The sequence below is a fragment of the Sphingomonas sp. genome (genome assembly GCF_051962185.1).
Classification (GTDB): domain Bacteria; phylum Pseudomonadota; class Alphaproteobacteria; order Sphingomonadales; family Sphingomonadaceae; genus Sphingomonas.
Genome location: NZ_JBQCCN010000171.1, coordinates 1 through 18497 on the forward strand (window position 1 = coordinate 1; position 18497 = coordinate 18497).

Below are 18497 nucleotides of genomic sequence, written 5' to 3' on the forward strand. Positions count from 1 at the left end.
CGCGTCCCTATGTCACCGTCCGTCACGATTGATGAAGTAAAGTCGGCTTGAACCTGATCCTGCTCTTGTCCGCTCTGTTGTCCGCCTTGGGCGGCACGGCGGGTGCGCGCGCGGCGCAGGCGCCGACCGCGCTCAGCAGCAGCGTCGTCGCGACGGTGGTCAAGGCGACCGCCGCGGTGCGGCGTCAGGTCGCGGCACGGCCGGTTCAGGCGATTGCCGGGCCGGTGCACGCGACGATGCGGGCGATGCCCGCCCTCGCATTGGCCGACGCGATCCCCGCTTTTGCGAGCCGCCGGCGCGAATAGCGCCCGCGTCGCCCTTTCCTTTCGCATTTCATCCGGCGCGGCCCCGTGCGGCCGTGCGCTTTCATATAACAGGAAACCACCATGCTCGGCGGACTCGCCAAATCCATTTTCGGGTCGTCCAACGACCGGTACGTCAAGTCGCTCGGTTCGATCGTCAACAAGATCGCCAGCTTCGAACCCGCGCTCCAGGCGATGGACGACGCCACGCTCGCCAACCAGACCGTGTTGTTCCGCGAGCGGCTGGCCAATGGCGAGACGCTCGACGATTTGCTGCCGGAGGCCTTCGCGACGGTGCGCGAGGCGGCCAAGCGCGTGCTCGGCCAGCGCCATTACGACGTTCAGATGGTCGGCGGCATCGTCCTCCATCGTGGCGAAATCGCCGAAATGCGGACGGGCGAGGGCAAGACGCTGGTCGCGACGCTGGCGGTGTATCTGAACGCGCTGCCGGGGACCGGCGTCCATGTCATCACGGTCAACGATTACCTGGCCAAGCGCGATGCCGAGTGGATGGGCCAGGTCTACAGATTCCTAGGCCTGACGGTTGGCGTCATCGTCCCCAATCTGACCGACTTCCAGCGTAAGGAAGCTTACGGCTCGGACATTACCTACGGCACCAACAACGAATTCGGCTTCGACTATCTGCGCGACAACATGAAATACGAGCGCGACCAGATGGTCCAGCGCCCGTTCGCCATGGCGATCGTCGACGAAGTCGATTCGGTGCTGATCGACGAAGCCCGCACCCCGCTGATCATTTCCGGCCCGACTGACGACAAGTCGGAACTCTACAAGAGCGTCGACGCGGTGGTGAAGCAACTCGCGCCCGAATTGTACGAGAAGGACGAGAAGCAGAAGTCGGTCACCTTGACCGAGGAAGGGACCGAGACCGTCGAGCGCATGCTGGAAGCGGCCGGATTGCTCCAGGGCGATAACCTTTACGATTTCGAGAATACTCAGGTGGTCCACCACCTGAACCAGTCGCTGCGCGCGAACATGATGTTCAAGCGCGACATCGATTACATCGTCAAGGACGGCAAGGTCATCATCATCGACGAGTTCACCGGCCGCATGATGGACGGCCGGCGCTGGTCCGACGGCCTGCACCAGGCGGTCGAAGCCAAGGAAGGAGTCGAGATCGAGCCCGAGAACCAGACGATGGCGTCGATCACCTTCCAGAATTATTTCCGCATGTATCCCAAGCTGTCGGGCATGACCGGCACCGCGGCGACCGAAGCGGCCGAATTCTACGACATCTACAAGATGAACGTCGTGTCGATCCCGACCAACGTGCCGGTGCAGCGCGTCGACGAAGAGGATTCGTTCTACAAGAACCTCGAGGACAAATTCCGCGGCATCGCCAAGGCGATCAAGGTTCATGCCGAAAAGGGCCAGCCGGTGCTGGTCGGCACGGTGTCGATCGAGAAATCGGAAATGCTGTCCGAATTCCTCCACGAGGAAAAGGTCGAGCACAAGGTGCTCAACGCGCGCTACCACGAGATGGAAGCGCATATCGTCGCCCAGGCCGGGCGCAAGGGCGCGGTCACCATCGCGACCAACATGGCCGGCCGCGGCACCGACATTCAGCTCGGCGGCAATCTCGAATTCCGCGTCGAGGACGAATTGAGCGAGATGCCCGAGGGACCGGAGCGCGACGCCGCGATCGAGCGTATCCGCCAGGAGATCGTGGTCGAGAAGCAGGAAGTGCTGGCGGCCGGCGGCCTGTTCGTGCTCGGCACCGAGCGCCACGAGAGCCGGCGTATCGACAACCAGCTGCGCGGCCGGTCGGGCCGCCAGGGCGACCCCGGCCTGTCGCGCTTCTACCTCAGCCTCGACGACGACTTGCTGCGCATCTTCGGGCCGAACACGTTGTTCGCCAAGATGATGCGCTCGAGCCTCGAAGATGGCGAGGCGCTGCCGCCGTCGCGCTGGATGTCGAAGGCGATCGAGACCGCGCAGAAGAAGGTCGAGGCGCGCAACTACGATATCCGCAAGCAGGTCGTCGAATATGACGACGTCATGAACGACCAGCGCAAGGTCATTTACGAGCAGCGCAACGACATCATGGATGCCGAAGCGGTCGGCGACGTCGTCGTCGACATGCGGACGGAAACGGTCAACACGATCGTCAGCGATCATTGCCCGCCCAATTCCTACCCCGAGCAATGGGATGTCGAGGGAATGAAGGCGAAGGTCAGCGACCTGCTCGGGATCGAGCCGCCGATCGACGACTGGCTCAAGGAGGAGTCGGTCGACGTCGAAATGGTCGAGGAGCGGCTCAATCATGCCGCTGCCGCGCTGGTCGACGCCAAGGCCGCCGATATCGAGCCCGAGCAATGGACGATGATCGAGAAGTCGATCCTGATCCAGAATCTCGATCATCACTGGAAGGAGCATCTCGCGACGCTCGACGCCCTGCGCCCGGTCATCCACTTGCGCGCTTATGCGCAGAAGACGCCGATCAACGAGTACAAGCAGGAAGCCTTCGCCTTGTTCGAGCGTATGCTGGGCGCGATCCGCGAGGACGTGACGCGCGTGCTGGCGACCGCCGAATTCCGCTTCCAGGCACCACCCGAGCTCCCCGAACTGCCCGATTTCATCACCCAGCATTTCGACCCGTTCTCGGGCGACGACGACAGCGCCGATATCGACGGCGGATCGCGCCTGTTGGGCGACCTGGGGCTGCCGCCCTTGTCGATCGTCCGGCCCGAACAGCCCGATCTCGGCGAGGACCCCAAGGACTGGGAGGGCAAGGTCAGCCGCAACGCGCCATGCCCATGCGGCTCGGGGCTCAAGTACAAGCATTGCCACGGGCAGATCGCCTGAAGGTATGACCCATATTTCCCTCTCCCGCTTGCGGGAGAGGGAGGGACCCGCCGCCGAAGGCGGTGGGAGGGAGAGGGTCTTCTTTCTTCTTTTTGGGCGAAAGCCGCTTTGAAGAAGAAAGAAGACCCTTACCCAACCTGCACCGGGTGAACAGCGCCCCGCGCTGTTCAGGTCATGCCGGGGGCATGACCGGCCCGGTGCTCCCGCCAGCGGGAGAGGGCTTTCAAAAAGCAAAAGGCCGGGGATCGCTCCCCGGCCTTTTCATTTGATCCTGGGTCGGCGCCTTATTTCGGCATCACCACCGTCGGCCCGATATTGTTGATCACCGACTGCGCATCGAACGCGCGGACGTTGCCGGCCGGCTTGGGTCCCTTGCCCATCACGATCTCGGCGGTCGCCTCATATTTCTCGACCGTGTCGACGTTGATGTCGCGATCGAAGAACGGATCGCCCCAGAACGGGTCCCAGCTACGCCAGCCATAGCCACGGCCGAAATAGCGCCAGCGCGGACCCCACAGGCCGCCCCCGTAAGGACCGCCGAAATCGTTGACATAGGTCCGCGTCTTCTTGTCGGTGTCGCGATCGGCCATGACGAAATAGTCATAGCCCTGCTGCTTGGTCAGTTCCGCGGCGCGGAACAGCAGGTAACGCTCGACCTTGTCGCGGCTGGTCATCGTATTGCCCGAGAAGGTCACCTGAAAGCGGTTGGCCTCGATCTGGCGATCGGAATAGCCCTCTCGCGAGAAACCCGCGCCGGTCGCGGGACGATAGGTAGTTTCGGTCATGCAGCCCGCGAGCATCAGCGATGTCGCGGCCACGGCGCCCATCAGGGCTACACGACGCAGGGAAGACGTCATTTTAAAATCTCCGTTCAACGGGATTGAGCAACGCTCCATCCTATCCCGCCCTCTTGGAACGCAGAATGAACGGATTTTGCTCCCGATACCATAGCGGTAACGATCGACTGGTCGCATCTCCTTCGATCGACAGGCGAATAATGGTGTGCAGGGCCGCCTCGGCGGGCCGACGCCTGTTCGTCGACGGCCGCACGTCCGCAATTCGACGGCCCGCCGAGCCGATAATGCGTCGCGGTCATCCGCGCAGAACCCTGAACCGTATCTCAGCCCGTAACGACCGGTCGCGCGGAACAACGAAAGGCTCGCATCGATATGAAGGCACTCTGGATCCTGCCACTGATATTGACCGCTGGCTGCGGCGCGCAGCCAACCTCGGCGGCGGACATCGCCGCGCCGGCAGTGGTCGAACTCTACCAGAGCCAGGGATGCTCCTCCTGCCCCCCCGCCGACGCCGTGCTCAACGCCTTGGCCGACCGGCCCGATGTCCTCGCGCTAAGTTTCGCCGTGACCTATTGGGATCAGCTCGGCTGGAAGGACACGTTCGCGAGCCCCGCTTTCACTGAGCGTCAATGGGATTACGCGCGCGCCGCCGGGCGGCATTCGGTCGCGACACCGCAGATGATCGTCAATGGCCGCGGTGTGGTCAATGGCGGCGATCGCGCGGAAGTCGAGGCCGCCTTGCGCCGCTTTGCCCGGCCGGCGGACGGCCCGGCGATTTCCAGCGGCGGTGGATCGATCGCCATCGCGGCGGGCAAGGGAAAGGCGATCGTTTGGCTCGTACGCTACGATCCACGTGCGATCGCGGTGCCGATCCGCGCCGGGGAGAATGGCGGGCGCACCATCGTCCACCGCGACATCGTGCGCCAACTGATCCGCCTCGGCAGTTGGAACGGAACGCGGGTCAGCTATCGGGTGCTCCCAGCGCCCCCCGGACTCGTCAGCGCCGTCATCGTCCAGCGGTCGATCGGTGGCCCGATCGTCGCCGCACGACGCGTTTGATCACTGAACAAGGGAGAGAGAGAGAGAGTGATCGACCCGATCATGCCTGCTGGCGCGAATCTGGCCCGCTGGGCGGCCATCCCGTTGCGGCTGATCGTTGGCTACGGCTTTTTCGCGCACGGCCTGGCCAAGCTCGAGAAGGGACCGGAGAATTTCGTCCGCATCGTGGAGGCGATCGGCACTCCGATGCCGCACATGATGGCGTGGCTCACGATTGCCGTGGAACTGGCCGGCGGCATCGCGATACTGGCCGGCGCGTTCGTCGCGCTCGCCAGCATTCCGATGGTCGCGGTCCTGTTGGTCGCCATGCTCAGCGTCCATGAGCAATTCGGCTTCACGTCGATCAAATTGATCGCCGTGACCGCCCGGGGACCGCAATTCGGTCCACCGGGAGTCGAAACCGCCCTGCTCTACTTCGCCTGTCTGGCGGCCTTGGTGCTGCTCGGGGCGGGCCCCTGGTCGGTTGATGCGTGGATAAGCCGCTGGCGGTCGGGCCAATTTGGAAGATAGCCCTTGTCGCGGCTTATGACGTGCCTGAGCGCAACGATGTCAGAAGGACGGCGGTGGCTCCCTGAGTAGGATTCGAACCTACGGCCGCTCGATTAACAGTCGAGAGCTCTACCGCTGAGCTATCAGGGAACGTCACCGGAGGGCGCGTCTATACCTTTGCGGATTGACGATGCAACCCCTGATTTCCGGTAAACCTCACGCGGCGAACTGCTCCATCGTGATGCGGTCGTCGAGCGCATGCTCGGGATCGAACAACAGGGTCAATTCGCGCGAGCGGTCGATCGCGATATCGACCTGGGCGACGTCGCGCACTTCGTGCTGGTCGGCGACCGCCGAGACCGGGCGCTTGGGCGCTTCCAGCACCTTGAGCGTGATCCGCGCCTTTTCGGGCAGGATCGCGCCGCGCCAGCGCCGCGGCCGAAACGCCGAGATCGGAGTCAGAGCGATCATCGCCGATCCGAGCGGCAGAATCGGGCCGTTGGCCGACAGATTATAGGCGGTCGACCCCGCCGGCGTCGCGGCGAGGATCCCGTCGCAGGCGAGTTCGGGGATGACCACGCGATCGTTGACCGTGACTTCCAGCTTCGCGGTCTGGCGGGTCTCGCGGAGCAGCGAGACCTCGTTGATCGCCGGATGGACGAAGGTTTCGCCGGCGATCGTCCGCGCGGTCATCTGCAGCGGCGTGACCTTGAACGGCCGCGTGCGCTCGAGCCGCGCGTCGAGCCCTTCGCGCCGCCACTCGTTCATCAGGAAGCCGACCGTGCCCAGGTTCATGCCGAACACCGGCACCGGCGCGCCACGACGATCGAGCATCGAATGGAGCGTCTGAAGCATGAAACCGTCGCCGCCAAGCGCTACCACGACGTCGGCCTGGTCGACCGGTACCCAGTCGTAGGTCTGGCGCAGCTCCTGCTCGGCGATCTGGGCGGGAGGGGTCGGCGAGGCGACCAGTGCACGTTTCATCCGCCGGTCACGCTCATGTGACGCGCGACCGCCGGGGCGGCACCGGCAGCGATGCGGAAATCGTGGCGTGCGGGCTTGATCGCCAGCGCCTCGTCGATCGCGGCATCGAGCCCCGCCGCGCCGCCCGACCGCAGTGCCGCCTTGAGGTCGACTTGGTCGTCATGGCCCAGGCAGGCATAGAGCCGCCCCTCGGTGGTCAGCCGGACGCGGTTGCAGCCGTCGCAGAAATTGGCCGTCAGCGGAGAAATCAGCCCGAGCCGCGTCGGGCTGGCGCCGACGCGCCAATAACGCGCCGGGCCGCCGGTCGAACAGGGATCGCGGGTCAGGTCGAACTGTCGCGACAGATCCTCGAACACCGCGGTCAGCGGGACGAACCGGTCGACGCGATCCTCGTCGATCATGCCCAGCGGCATCGTCTCGATCAGGCTGAGGTCGTGGCCCTGTTCGACGCACCAGGCGAGCATCGGCGCGATCTCATCCCGGTTGAGACCTTCGAGCGCTACCATGTTGATCTTGATCGCGATTCCCGCCATCTTCGCGGCGGCGATGCCGTCGAGCACCCGCGCCAGGTCGCCGTGCCGGGTGATGTGGCGGAAGCGATCAGGGTCGCGGCTATCGAGGCTGACGTTGATCCGGCGGATGCCGGCTGCGCGGAGCATTTCGGCATGATCGGCCAGCCGCGTTCCATTGGTCGTCATCGTCAGTTCGTCGAGGCCATGGCCGATATGCCGGCCGAGCCGCCGCGCGAGATCGATCACGCCGCCGCGCATCAGCGGCTCGCCGCCGGTCAGCCGCAGCTTGGTCACGCCGCGCGCGATGAAGCGTTCGGCGATCACCGCGATCTCGTCCAACTCGAGCAAGGCGTCGCGCGGCAGGAAGCGCATGTCCTCGGCCATGCAATAGCGGCAACGCAGGTCGCAGCGGTCGGTCACCGACACGCGCAAATAGCTGATCGTGCGGCCATGACGGTCGATCAGGGCGGGGGCGGTCGCCATCGTTCCCGACAGCTAGGGCGTCCGTTACCTTGCGGCAACCCCGATTTGGGCGATCGTTTCGGTTGCGCCATTGCGATTGCGGATTGGCGAACGGGTGCGGGCCTGCGTAGAACCGCGCGCGATGGTCTCCAGCGATCACTCCACCGGCGACTCCCTGTTCCTGCTGTCGTTTCGTCAGCGCGGGGAATTGTCGGCGATCGCGGCCGCCGCCGGCTGGCGGGTGGTGGCCGCCCGCCGCAGCGACGGTGCGGCACGACGCTATCTGGGCAGCGGCGCGGCACTGGCGGTACTCGATGCCCGTGGCGCGCTGGGTGAGGGCCTGGCAGTGGCGGGCGCGTTCGGCGACGCGGCGCGCGTGCGCGGGGGCGCCTTGCTGGTGCTGGTGTCGCGCGACGATGTCGGGGCGCTGGGCGATTTCTACGCCGCGGGGGCGACCCATTTCCTGGTCAGTCCGTTCACCGAGGCCGAATTCGCCCAGACGCTGCGCTTTGCCTGGCGCTTCGTCGAGCGCGTCGCCGGCGACTGGGATCGCGGCCGCGCGATCGAGTTGCTCGGCTGGCGCTACAATCGCCGGTCGCGGCGGCTGCGGCTGACTCCCGCCCTGGCGAAACGGCTCGACATGGCCCAGGAGGTGTCGCTCGACACCGCGCTGCGCACGCTCGGTAGCGACGACCGGACGGCGGCGGCGGCGGCGGTGCGGCGTGTTTCCGCCGGTGGCGCCACCGCCTTCGCGCACGACCATCCCGGCGTGGGTCGGCTTGTCCATCATGTCCAGGCGGTGGCGGACGACCCGTGGATTCACGGGCTGATCGAGGAATTGGGCAGCGTGCCCGATGCGGCGGCCGAAACCGATGACGCGCTGGAGGGGGCGTTCGACGCGGGCGCCGCGCGAGCCTGGCTCGATCGTCGGCTGCGGCGCGGCGATCGTGCCAGCGCCATCCTGGTCGCACTCAGCCGCTTCGACCTAGTCAACAGCGGTTATGGCCGCCCGGCCGGCGACGCGCTGATCCGGGCCGCGGTGCGCCGCATCGCGGTGGCGGCGCGCACGACGCTCGGCAAGCATCAGGTCGTTGCGCGGATGAAAGGCCCCGAATTTCTCGTCGGTGTCGAGGAAGCCGCCGATGCCGAGGCGCTGGCCGAGGCGCTGGTCGAGGCGCTGGCGCGGCCGTTCGCGATCGACGGCACCCTGGTCGCGGTTGGCGCGCGGCTTGGCGTGGCGGCGGCGCGGACCGGGGAAGATGTCGATGCGCTGGTGCGGCGCGCCAACGACGCGCTGGACGACGCGCGCGCCTCCGACGGCGCGACGATCCGTGTCGCCGACGAACCGGTGATCGCCGAAGCGCTGTCGGTCGATCTGCGCCGGGCGATCGAAAGCGGCGAGATCGCGGTGGTGTTCCAGCCCCAGGTGGCGATCGCGACCGGGAAGATCGTCGGCGTCGAGGCGCTGGCGCGTTGGGAGCACCCGCGGTTCGGCGCGGTCGGCGCCGACCAATTGTTCGCCGCTGCCGACCGTGCCGATCTTGGGTTGGCCTTGTCCGACCATATCCAGCGCCTCGCGCTCAAGACCGCAACTGGCTGGCCCGCCACGCTCTCGGCCCTGCGCCTGTCGATCAACCTGACCGCCGCCGATATCGCGCGGCCGGGATTCGCCGACATCCTGCTCGACCGGATCGACGCCGCCGGGTTCGCGCGCTCGCGCCTGACCGTGGAGATCACCGAAAGCGGGCTGATCGACGATCTTTCCGCGGCGTCGGTCTTGCTCACCGAGCTGCGCCAGGCGGGGTGTCGCGTGGCGATCGACGATTTCGGCACGGGCTATTCGAGCCTGGCCTATTTGAAGGCACTACCGCTCGACTATCTCAAGATCGACCGCAAACTGGCCCAGGACATTGCCGGCAGTCCGCGCGACCGCATCGTCGTGCGCGGCGTGATCGAGATGGCGCTGTCGCTCGGCCTGTCGGTGATCGCGGAAGGCGTCGAGACGCCCGAGCAACTCGATCTGCTCGCCAAGGAAGGATGCCAATATTATCAGGGCTTCCTGTGTTCCGAGCCCCTGGCAAGCGCGGCACTGGCTCACCTCGTTGCGCGATGAGCGACGATCCGCAGAATATCGGAGGAGTCTGGTACGGGCGCTACGACGGCCTGGGTCATGCCCAGACCAATAACTTCATGGCGCATCTCACCGACGACGGCGGCGCCATTTCCGGGACGATCACCGAACCCGATACCAGCGGCGCTCACGACGTACGGCGGGCCTTCGTCAGCGGCACGCGAAACGGCGCAGGGCTGAGTTTCGTGAAGCAATATGATGGCGGCGCGCTGGCGCATGCGGTCCGCTATTCCGGCGGGATCAACACCGATGCGACCGAGATATCGGGTACCTGGGTCATCGTTCGCACGCATGGCATCTTCACGATGCGGCGCGAGAAATTTTCCGAGATCGACCTCGAAGCCGAAGACGAACTGGAAGTCGTCGGCCCTCACGACGCCGTCTTCATTCCCTGATCGACGATCCGCTCGAATTGCGCACCGGCGCCCTTGGCCAGCATGTCGAGCAGAACCAGCGCGTCGTCCTCGATCGGGCGCGTGCTGCGCCAATAGGCGCCGATCGCCGCGACCGGCTCGCCGACCCCGATCGGCGCCATCGCCATGCTGGCGACGAAGGTCGAGAGATAGGCGTTGAGCGGCACGCGCGGATCGGCGCGGATGTCCGGGATGACGATCATATGCCGCTGCATCATCGCCATGCCCGATACGCAGGTGGTGATCGGGAAGCGTTGCCCCGACCAGAGCGGGGCGATGGCATCCTCGCCGACATAATGGACCATGTCGCCCTCGCGCAGCACGACGGTGACCCCGTCGCTGCGCAGGATGGCGCGGGCGCTCGACCGCAGAATCCCGAGGATCTCCGCGAGCGATTGCGCCCTGCCGAGCGCCTCGGTCGCGGCGGTCATCAACCGCCAGCGCTTGAAACGGATCGTCTGCCCCATCGTCCTTTCCGACGGGTCTAGCGCGGAATCCGTCGTATAGTCCAGATTAATCCGTTCAGGATCAATCGGTTGTTACGTCAATCGCTCGCGCAGGTTGACGCCGACGCGCATCGCGTTGGCGACGATCGTCAGCGTCGGGTTCACCTCCGATGACGAGGGGAAGATGCTCGAATCAACGACATAGAGATTGTCGAGCTCGTGCGCCTTGCAACGGAGATCAAAACGCTGGCCCTGCGATCGACGCCGAACAGCGTCGTCTAGCGTTGGGCGATGCTGAAATCCCGCCAGAGGGCGGAATAACGGTCGGGAAAGGACTAGCCAGCCGCCTTCGCGAGCCCCTTCGATAATTGCAGTGCGCCGTTCAACCGGGCCTGCGGATCATCCCATTCGCGAGCGATGACCAGTTTCGAATCCGGCCGCAGCTTGGCGACGCCATTCAACCGCGCGACATAGGCCAGCAACCCTTCGACATTGGGCGGCTTGTCGTCGTGGAAGCTGACCAGCGCGCCCTTGGCCCCGACGTCGATCTTGGCCACGCACGCCTTCTTCGCGTTGAGCTTGATCTCGATGAGCTTGATCAGATTCGCGGTCGGTTCGGGCAGGGGACCGAACCGGTCGATCATCTCGGCGGCGAACGCTTCGATCCCGTTCCGGTCGTCGAGTTCGTTCAGGCGGCGATAGAGGCCCATGCGCAAGTCGAGATCGGGGACGTAATCGTCGGGGATCATGATCGCGGCGTCGACCGTGATCTGCGGGCTGAAGTCGCGCGGCCGTTGAGCCAGGCCGCCGGCCTTGGCATCCATGATCGCTTCCTCCAGCATCGACTGATAGAGTTCGTAGCCGACCTCGCGGATATGCCCCGATTGCTCGTCGCCGAGCAGATTGCCGGCACCGCGGATGTCGAGATCGTGGCTGGCAAGCTGGAACCCGGCGCCGAGACTGTCGAGATCCGACAGCACCTTCAGCCTCTTGTCGGCGGTCTCGGTGATGATGCGGTTGGCCGGCGTCGTGAGATAGGCATAGGCTCGCGTCTTGGCGCGCCCGACGCGCCCGCGGAGCTGGTAGAGCTGGGCGAGCCCGAAACGGTCGGCGCGGTGGACGATCATCGTATTGGCGCTGGGGATGTCGAGCCCGCTCTCGACGATCGTGGTCGAGACCCGGACCTCGAACTTCTTGTCGTAGAAAGCGGACATCCGCTCCTCGACCTCACCCGCCGCCATCTGGCCATGGGCGATGACGTAGCGCACCTCGGGCACCTGCTCGCGCAGGAATTCCTCGATCTCGGGCAGATCCTTGATCCGGGGCGTGACGAAGAAGCTCTGCCCGCCGCGATAATGTTCGCGCAGCAGCGCCTCGCGGATCACCACCGGGTCCCAGGGCATGACGTAAGTGCGCACCGCCAGGCGGTCGACCGGCGGGGTCTGGATGACCGACAATTCGCGCAGCCCCGACATCGCCATCTGCAAGGTGCGCGGGATCGGGGTCGCGGTCAGCGTCAGGACGTGGACGTCGGTCTTCAGCGCTTTCAGCCGCTCCTTGTGGGTGACGCCGAACCGCTGTTCCTCGTCGACCACGACGAGACCGAGCCGCTTGAACTCGACCCCCTTGGCCAGGATCGCGTGGGTACCGACGACGACGTCGATCGTGCCGTCGGCCAGGCCTTCCTTGACCGCCTTGGCCTCGCTGGTGCCGACCAGCCGCGACAGCCGGCCGACCTTCATCGGGAAGCCTTCGAAGCGCGCGACGAAGTTGTTGTAGTGCTGGCGCGCGAGCAGGGTGGTCGGGCAGACGATCGCGACCTGCATCCCGCCCATCGCGGCGACGAACGCGGCGCGCAACGCGACCTCGGTCTTGCCGAAGCCGACATCGCCGACGATCAGCCGGTCCATCGGCTTGCCGGCGCCGAGATCCTCGAGCGATTCGGCGATCGCGCGGTCCTGGTCGTCGGTCTCCTGATACGGAAAGCGATCGACGAACGCCGGATAGCCCGAAGGATCGGGCTCGGCGACATCGGCGACGCGCAGCGCGCGCTCTGCGGCGGTGGCGATGAGTTCGCCCGCGATCTCGCGGATGCGTTCCTTCATCCGCGCCTTGCGGCGCTGCCAGGCCTCGCCGCCCAGTTTGTCGAGCGTGCCGCCCTCGTCGCCGCCGTAGCGGCTCAGGACTTCGAGATTCTCGACGGGGACATAGAGCTTGTCGCCGCCGGCATAGGTCAGGGCGACGCAATCGTGCGGCGCCTTCTGTACCGGGATCTGGGTCAGCCCCTCGTAACGGCCGATACCGTGATCGACATGGACGACGAGATCGCCCGGCGTCAGCGTCGCCAGTTCGGCGAGGAAGGCGTCGGCGGACTTCTTGCGGCGATTGCGGCGGACCAGCCGGTCGCCGAGCATGTCCTGTTCGGTCAGCAGCGCGACGTCGGGCGCGGTGAAGCCGTGGTCGAGCGGCAGGATGACGAGGGCAATAGTTCCCCTCCCGCTTGCGGGAGGGGTTAGGGGAGGGCGTGTTCCTTCGTCACGCCGGTTCGAGACAGGCCCTCCCCCAGCCCCACCCGCAAGCGGGCGGGGACCGGAAACGCCGAGGGCTTCCGTCCCGGTATCGACCAGCGTAAGACCGGTGAGCCCATGGTCTTTGAGCAGTCCCGACAGACGCTCGCGCGAGCCGGTCGAATAGCTGGCGAGGATCGGTTTCTTGCCGTCTTTCCGTAGCTTGGAGAGGTGTTCGACCACCGCTTCGTAGATGTTGACGCCGCTCGCGCGCTCGGGTGCGAAGTCGCGCGGGCCGTCGACCTCGAAATCGAGCACGGTGTCGCTCGGCGGCTCGTGGAACGGCGTCGAGAGATGCGCCTTGGCCCGCTTGAGGCGCTCGGCCCATTCGTCGGGGAGCAGATAGAGCGCGCCGGGGGCGAGGGGACGATAGCTGCCGGGATCGCTCGACTGCGCCTTCAGGCGATTGGCGTGATAATCGGAGACCGCCTCAAAGCGCTGCTCGGCCGCGGCGGTGACACCCGACTCCCGAATGACCAGCGCATCGTCGCCGAGATGGTCGAACAAGGTCTCGAGCCGGTCCTCGAACATCGGCAGCCAATGTTCCATGCCGGCCAGGCGGCGCCCGTCGCTGATCGCCTGGTAGAGCGGGTCGCCGGTCGCGGTGGCGCCGAACTTCTCGCGGTAGCGCGTACGGAAGCGCTTGATCGATTCCTCGTCGAGCAACGCTTCGGACGCGGGGAGCAGGACGAAGCCGTCGACGCGGCCGGTGGTCCGCTGGTCGGCGGGGTCGAAGGTACGGACGCTCTCGATCTCGTCGCCGAAGAAGTCGAGGCGCAGCGCCTGCTCCTCGCCGCTCGGGAACAGATCGACCAGCCCGCCGCGCACCGCGAACTCGCCCTGGTCGTGGACGGTGTCGGTGCGGACATAGCCGTTGGCCGACAGCATCTCGGCCAATTTGTCACGGCCGATCCGCTCGCCCGGCGCGAGGCGCGCGACGAGCTGGCGGATGCGGAACGGGGTCAGCGTGCGCTGGGTCGCGGCATTGGCGGTAGTGACGACGAGTTGCGGCTTGGTCGGCGTCTGCTGCAGGCGATGGAGAGCGGCCAGCCGCTCGGCCATGACGCGGAGCGTCGGGCTGGCGCGGTCATAGGGAAGGCAGTCCCAGGCCGGGTAGGAGACGATCTCGATCTCGGGCGCGAAGAAGCCCGCGGTCGCGGCGACCGCGCGCATCTCGGCTTCGTCCGGCGCGATCAGCACCGCGCGCCCCGGCGCCTGCGCGCGCGCCAGGTCGGCGAGCCGCCCGGGCAGGAACCCCGCGGGCCCGCCGGCGAGGGTGAGGGGGGCTTTCGCGGAGAGGATCTTGCGCGGGTCGGTCATGCTTCTTCTCCCCTCCCTGAAAGGGAGGGGTCGGGGGTGGGTGTCGGCGCGCCAGCGCCGATCGGTTCGCTTGGGGCTTATCCGGGAAGCGAGCTGCGCTCGCCACCCACCCCTTAATCCCCTCCCTTGCAGGGAGGGGAGGGTTATTTCTGCACCGGCACGAAATTCAGTTGCTTCATCGCCTCGATCATCGGCCCCTGCCAGCGCGCCGGCACGTCCTGCGTGCCGATCGCCCAAGCCATGATGTCGACGTCCTGTTCCTCCAGGAAGGTCTCGAACCAGTCGATCTCGCCGTCGTTCCACCCCGCGCCATGCGCGTCGAAGAATCCGCCGATCATCAGATCGGCTTCCTTGGTGCCGCGGTGCCAGGCACGGAAGCGCAGGCGCTTGAGGCGGATCTCGCGGTCCATGGGTCTCCAACGACGATTGGCCGACGGCGCGTTGACGCGCAGTCGGCTGGGATTAGGAAGGGCGGAGATAATCATGCGCCCCGATATCCTCAACCCACTGTTTGCCGAAGTGACCGCGCTCAAGGGCGTGGGCCCCGCGCTCGCCAAGCCGCTCGACCGGCTCGGGCTGCATCGTGTGGTCGATGTCGCCTTCCACCTGCCGACCGGGTTCATCGACCGCGTGCCGCGCGACGAGCTCGACATGGCCGATGCCGGGCGGACGATCGCGATTACCGTGACACCGGTCGATTACCGCACCAGCAGCAGCCCGCGCGGGCCGATGCGGGTCCATGCCACCGACGCCAAAGGCAATTACGTCAGCCTGATCTATTTCGGCGGATCGTCGGGCTGGGTGAAGAAATTGCTGCCGCTCGGCGAGGCCAAGCGCATTTCGGGCAAGCTCGAGATGTATGGGCAGGAATTGCAGATCATCCATCCCGATCTCGCCGAAGCGGGCGAGGGGTTTCGCGAGCGCGAGGCGATTTATCCGCTGTCGGAGGGGCTGACCTCGCGCCGGCTGGGGCAGATGGCGCACCAGGCGATCGAGCGCGCGCCCGATCTCCCCGAATGGATCGAACCCGGGGTGAAAGCGCAGCATCAATGGCCCGATTGGCGCGACGCGCTCGCCCGCAGCCATGCCGATCCTGCGGACCAGAAGGCGCGCGAGCGGCTGGCCTATGACGAATTGTTCGCCAACCAGCTTGCCTTCATGCTGGTGCGGCAATCGTCGCGATCACGCCGCGGGCGACCGCTCAGTGGCGACGGGCGCCTCCGCGACATGCTCCAATTGCCCTATGCGCCGACCAATGCCCAGGCGCGGACGATCCGCGAGATCGAGGGCGATCTCGCGCAATCCGCCCCCATGTTGCGGCTGCTCCAGGGCGATGTCGGCTCGGGCAAGACCTTGGTCGCGACGATGGCGCTGCTGACCGCGGTCGAGGCGGGCGCGCAGGGCGCGTTCCTGGCGCCGACCGAGATTCTCGCGCGCCAGCATTACGAGACCTTGCGGCGCATGCTCTCCGGCTTGCCGATCAACGTCGCGGTGCTGACCGGGCGCGACAAGGGCAGGGTACGCGAGTCGACCTTGATGGGGCTCGCCGACGGCTCGATCCATATCCTGGTCGGGACGCATGCGATTTTCCAGGAAGCGGTCGCCTATCGCGATCTCGGTCTGGTCGTGGTCGACGAGCAGCATCGCTTCGGCGTGGCGCAGCGGCTGTTGCTGCAGGAAAAGGGCGCGGCGCCGCACCTGCTGGCGATGACCGCGACGCCGATCCCGCGCACGCTGACGCTGGCGCAATATGGCGAGATGGACGTCAGCCGGCTCGACGAGATGCCGCCGGGCCGCCAGCCGATCGAGACGCGCGTGATGTCCGAGGACCGGCTCGGCGAGATCGTCGAGGGGCTCGGCCGCCATCTCGACGCCGGCGGGCAGGCCTATTGGGTGTGCCCATTGGTCGAGGAAAGCGAGAAATCGGACCTCGCCGCGGCCGAAGCGCGCGCGGCCGCCTTGCAGGCGCGGTTCGGCGATCGCGTCGGCCTGATCCATGGCCGGATGAAGCCGGCCGAGAAGGATGCGGTGATGGCGCGTTTCGCCGGCGGCACCCTTGGTGTGCTTGTCGCGACGACGGTGATCGAGGTCGGGGTCGATGTCCCCAATGCGACACTGATCGTGATCGAGCATGCCGATCGCTTCGGGCTCGCCCAGCTTCACCAATTGCGCGGCCGCGTCGGCCGGGGGACGGGGCGCTCGATCTGCCTGCTGATCCGCGGCGGGACGTTGAGCGAAACCTCGCGGGCGCGGCTGGCGCTGATGCGCGAGACCAATGACGGCTTCCGCATCGCCGAGGAGGATCTGCGGCTGCGCGGCGCCGGCGAGATGCTCGGCACGCGGCAATCGGGTGAACAGGGCTATCGGCTGGCGACGCCCGAGCATTTTTCGACGCTGCAGCAGACCGCGCACGACGACGCACGGCTGATGATCGATCGCGATGGCGGGCTCGCCGGGGTGCGCGGGCAGGCGGCGCGGACGGCGCTCTATCTGTTCGAGCGGGACGCGGGGGTGCAGTTGCTTCGGTCGGGTTGATACTTCGTCACCCCGGCCTTGTGCCGGGGTCTGCCGTGCCGCGAGTCATGGCCTGGAGGTTCAAGTCGTGAGGCCTGCCGCCCGGCGTATCCCGGCACAAGGCCGGGATACCGACTAGTGTGGAGCGAGTGGCGTAAGCCGCTCAGACGGCAGTCAGCGAACGTTCTTCAGCAATGCCGCGAGCAGCTCGTAATAATCGGCCATCCCGATCGGCTGGTCGAGCTCGCAGCCGATCCGTCCGCCGAGCGACCAGCGGACTTCGGCGACGACGACCCCGACTACGGGCAAGGTGATGTGCAGCCGCTCGCCGACCGGGCGGTCGCTGTCGACTCGCGCCATGAGGCCTTGCGCCGACATGTTGACGACCAGGATCGACACCGGGCGGGCGTCGCCGCCAAAGGCGCGCGCGCGATAATGGACTTCGTCCCGGGGGACTTCGCGCTGATCACTATAGGCCAGAGCCGCGCCCATCGATTCCCTTCCTTGCTCACCGCAATGGGTAACGACCAGCGCGTGAAAAGCTTAAAAAGGAACGTGTTTAACGGACGTTAGCGATGTTCACGCGGACGTGAGCAACCCGTGGTTCTTCTTGCCCGCCGACACGCGCACCGGATTCGCGCCGATTGCGATGGTGAAGTTTTCGTCGACCACTTTCTCGCCGTCGATCCGCGCGCCGCCGCCGGCGATCAGCCGCCGCGCTTCGCCCTTCGACGCGCAGAAGCCCAAGCCGATCAACGCGTCGACGATCGTGATCGATTCCCCTGCCGCGAACGTCGGCAGAGCGGCGCCGGTCGATCCCTCTTCGAAGGTCTTGCGTGCGGTCTCGGCGGCCGCGTCGGCGGCAGCCTGGCCGCGGCACAGCGCGGTCGCCGCATTGGCGAGCACGATCTTGGCCTGATTGATCTCGGCACCCTCGAGCGCCTCGAGCTTCGCGATTTCATCGAGCGGCAGATCGGTGAACAGGCGCAGGAAGCGGCCGACATCGCGGTCGTCGACGTTACGCCAATATTGCCAATAATCGTACGCCGGCAGCGCGTCGTCGTTGAGCCATACCGCGCCCGCCGCGGTCTTGCCCATCTTGGAGCCGTCGGCGTTGGTGATCAGCGGAGTGGTCAACCCGAACACCTCGGTCCCGTCGACGCGGCGCGACAGCTCGATGCCGTTGACGATATTGCCCCATTGATCCGACCCGCCCATCTGCAACCGGCAGGCCGAGCGGCGCGACAGCTCGAGGAAATCGTAGGCCTGAAGGATCATGTAGTTGAATTCGAGGAACGTCAGCGGCTGCTCGCGGTCGAGCCGCAGCTTGACCGAATCGAACGCCAGCATGCGGTTGATCGTGAAATGCCGGCCGACGTCGCGCAGGAACGGGATGTATTCGAGCGCGTCGAGCCAGTCGGCATTGTTGACCATCACCGCATCGGTCGGGCCGTCGCCGAAGGTCAGGAAGCGCTCGAACACGCGCCGGATCGAGGCGATATTGGCATCGATCTGCTCGTCGGTGAGCAGCTTGCGGCTTTCGTCCTTGCCGGATGGATCGCCGACCTTCGTGGTTCCTCCGCCCATGACAACGATGGGGCGATGGCCGGCCTGCTGGAGGCGGCGCAGGATCATGATGACGAGCAGGCTGCCGACGTGAAGGCTCGGCGCCGTC

General features: G+C 66.2%; 16 protein-coding genes and 1 tRNA gene. 7 read left to right on the forward strand and 10 right to left on the reverse strand.

What is annotated here, in order from left to right:
• Positions 1-47 precede the first annotated feature (47 nt).
• A complete protein-coding gene (locus ACTHJR_RS10665; protein WP_440523146.1) occupies positions 48-305 on the forward strand; it encodes a hypothetical protein in 258 nt (85 codons plus the stop codon).
• An 81-nt stretch (positions 306-386) separates the two neighbouring features.
• Complete coding sequence (gene secA / locus ACTHJR_RS10670; RefSeq protein ID WP_440523147.1) at positions 387-3128, forward strand: preprotein translocase subunit SecA; 2742 nt, start codon at positions 387-389, stop codon at positions 3126-3128.
• A gap of 284 nt (positions 3129-3412) precedes the next feature.
• Here secA and ACTHJR_RS10675 read toward each other — a convergent pair whose 3' ends face one another.
• A complete protein-coding gene (locus ACTHJR_RS10675; protein ID WP_440523149.1) occupies positions 3413-3985 on the reverse strand; it encodes a CC0125/CC1285 family lipoprotein in 573 nt (190 codons plus the stop codon).
• Positions 3986-4297: 312 nt separating this feature from the next.
• On the opposite strand from ACTHJR_RS10675, the gene ACTHJR_RS10680 reads away from it, so the two are divergent.
• Both ACTHJR_RS10680 and ACTHJR_RS10685 read left to right on the forward strand, forming a co-directional pair.
• A complete protein-coding gene (locus tag ACTHJR_RS10680) occupies positions 4298-4984 on the forward strand; it encodes a DUF1223 domain-containing protein (RefSeq protein ID WP_440523150.1) in 687 nt (228 codons plus the stop codon).
• Between the two features lie 27 nt (positions 4985-5011).
• The gene (locus ACTHJR_RS10685; protein WP_440523151.1) at positions 5012-5494 is read left to right on the forward strand and encodes a DoxX family protein; all 483 of its coding nucleotides are present in this window, start codon (positions 5012-5014) and stop codon (positions 5492-5494) included.
• A gap of 54 nt (positions 5495-5548) precedes the next feature.
• Here the strand turns inward: ACTHJR_RS10685 and ACTHJR_RS10690 are convergent.
• The 3 genes from ACTHJR_RS10690 to moaA form a co-directional block, all read right to left on the reverse strand.
• Positions 5549-5623: transfer RNA gene (locus tag ACTHJR_RS10690), tRNA-Asn, on the reverse strand.
• Between the two features lie 66 nt (positions 5624-5689).
• Entirely contained in the window at positions 5690-6457 is a 768-nt protein-coding gene (locus tag ACTHJR_RS10695; protein ID WP_440523152.1) for an NAD kinase, read from the reverse strand.
• Entirely contained in the window at positions 6454-7452 is a 999-nt protein-coding gene (gene moaA, locus ACTHJR_RS10700; protein ID WP_440523153.1) for a GTP 3',8-cyclase MoaA, read from the reverse strand. Before moaA ends, ACTHJR_RS10695 begins: the two co-directional genes overlap by 4 nt.
• A gap of 121 nt (positions 7453-7573) precedes the next feature.
• Between moaA and ACTHJR_RS10705 the strand changes: the two genes are divergently transcribed.
• Positions 7574-9544, forward strand: a complete 1971-nt coding sequence (locus ACTHJR_RS10705; protein ID WP_440523154.1) for a putative bifunctional diguanylate cyclase/phosphodiesterase — start codon at positions 7574-7576, stop codon at positions 9542-9544.
• Positions 9541-9957, forward strand: coding sequence for a hypothetical protein (locus ACTHJR_RS10710; RefSeq protein WP_440523155.1), 417 nt, complete (start codon positions 9541-9543; stop codon positions 9955-9957). The genes ACTHJR_RS10705 and ACTHJR_RS10710 overlap by 4 nt, the downstream gene beginning before the upstream one ends.
• Here ACTHJR_RS10710 and ACTHJR_RS10715 read toward each other — a convergent pair.
• From ACTHJR_RS10715 to ACTHJR_RS10730, 4 genes are all read right to left on the reverse strand, one after another.
• The gene (locus tag ACTHJR_RS10715) at positions 9933-10442 is read right to left on the reverse strand and encodes a GAF domain-containing protein (protein ID WP_440523156.1); all 510 of its coding nucleotides are present in this window, start codon (positions 10440-10442) and stop codon (positions 9933-9935) included. The genes ACTHJR_RS10710 and ACTHJR_RS10715 overlap by 25 nt on opposite strands.
• A gap of 72 nt (positions 10443-10514) precedes the next feature.
• Positions 10515-10790 carry a GMC oxidoreductase gene (locus ACTHJR_RS10720; RefSeq protein WP_440523162.1) on the reverse strand — a complete coding sequence of 92 codons (276 nt, stop codon included), beginning with the start codon at positions 10788-10790 and terminating at the stop codon, positions 10515-10517.
• Positions 10757-14308, reverse strand: a complete 3552-nt coding sequence (gene mfd / locus ACTHJR_RS10725; protein ID WP_440523157.1) for a transcription-repair coupling factor — start codon at positions 14306-14308, stop codon at positions 10757-10759. Before mfd ends, ACTHJR_RS10720 begins: the two co-directional genes overlap by 34 nt.
• A gap of 143 nt (positions 14309-14451) precedes the next feature.
• Complete coding sequence (locus ACTHJR_RS10730; protein ID WP_440523158.1) at positions 14452-14718, reverse strand: succinate dehydrogenase assembly factor 2; 267 nt, start codon at positions 14716-14718, stop codon at positions 14452-14454.
• A 73-nt stretch (positions 14719-14791) separates the two neighbouring features.
• Between ACTHJR_RS10730 and recG the strand changes: the two genes are divergently transcribed.
• Complete coding sequence (gene recG, locus ACTHJR_RS10735; RefSeq protein WP_440523159.1) at positions 14792-16843, forward strand: ATP-dependent DNA helicase RecG; 2052 nt, start codon at positions 14792-14794, stop codon at positions 16841-16843.
• A gap of 153 nt (positions 16844-16996) precedes the next feature.
• Here recG and ACTHJR_RS10740 read toward each other — a convergent pair whose 3' ends face one another.
• The gene (locus ACTHJR_RS10740) at positions 16997-17314 is read right to left on the reverse strand and encodes a PilZ domain-containing protein (RefSeq protein ID WP_440523160.1); all 318 of its coding nucleotides are present in this window, start codon (positions 17312-17314) and stop codon (positions 16997-16999) included.
• Positions 17315-17401: 87 nt separating this feature from the next.
• On the reverse strand, positions 17402-18497 hold a 1096-nt coding region (tyrS, locus tag ACTHJR_RS10745; RefSeq protein WP_440523161.1), incomplete at its 5' end, for a tyrosine--tRNA ligase.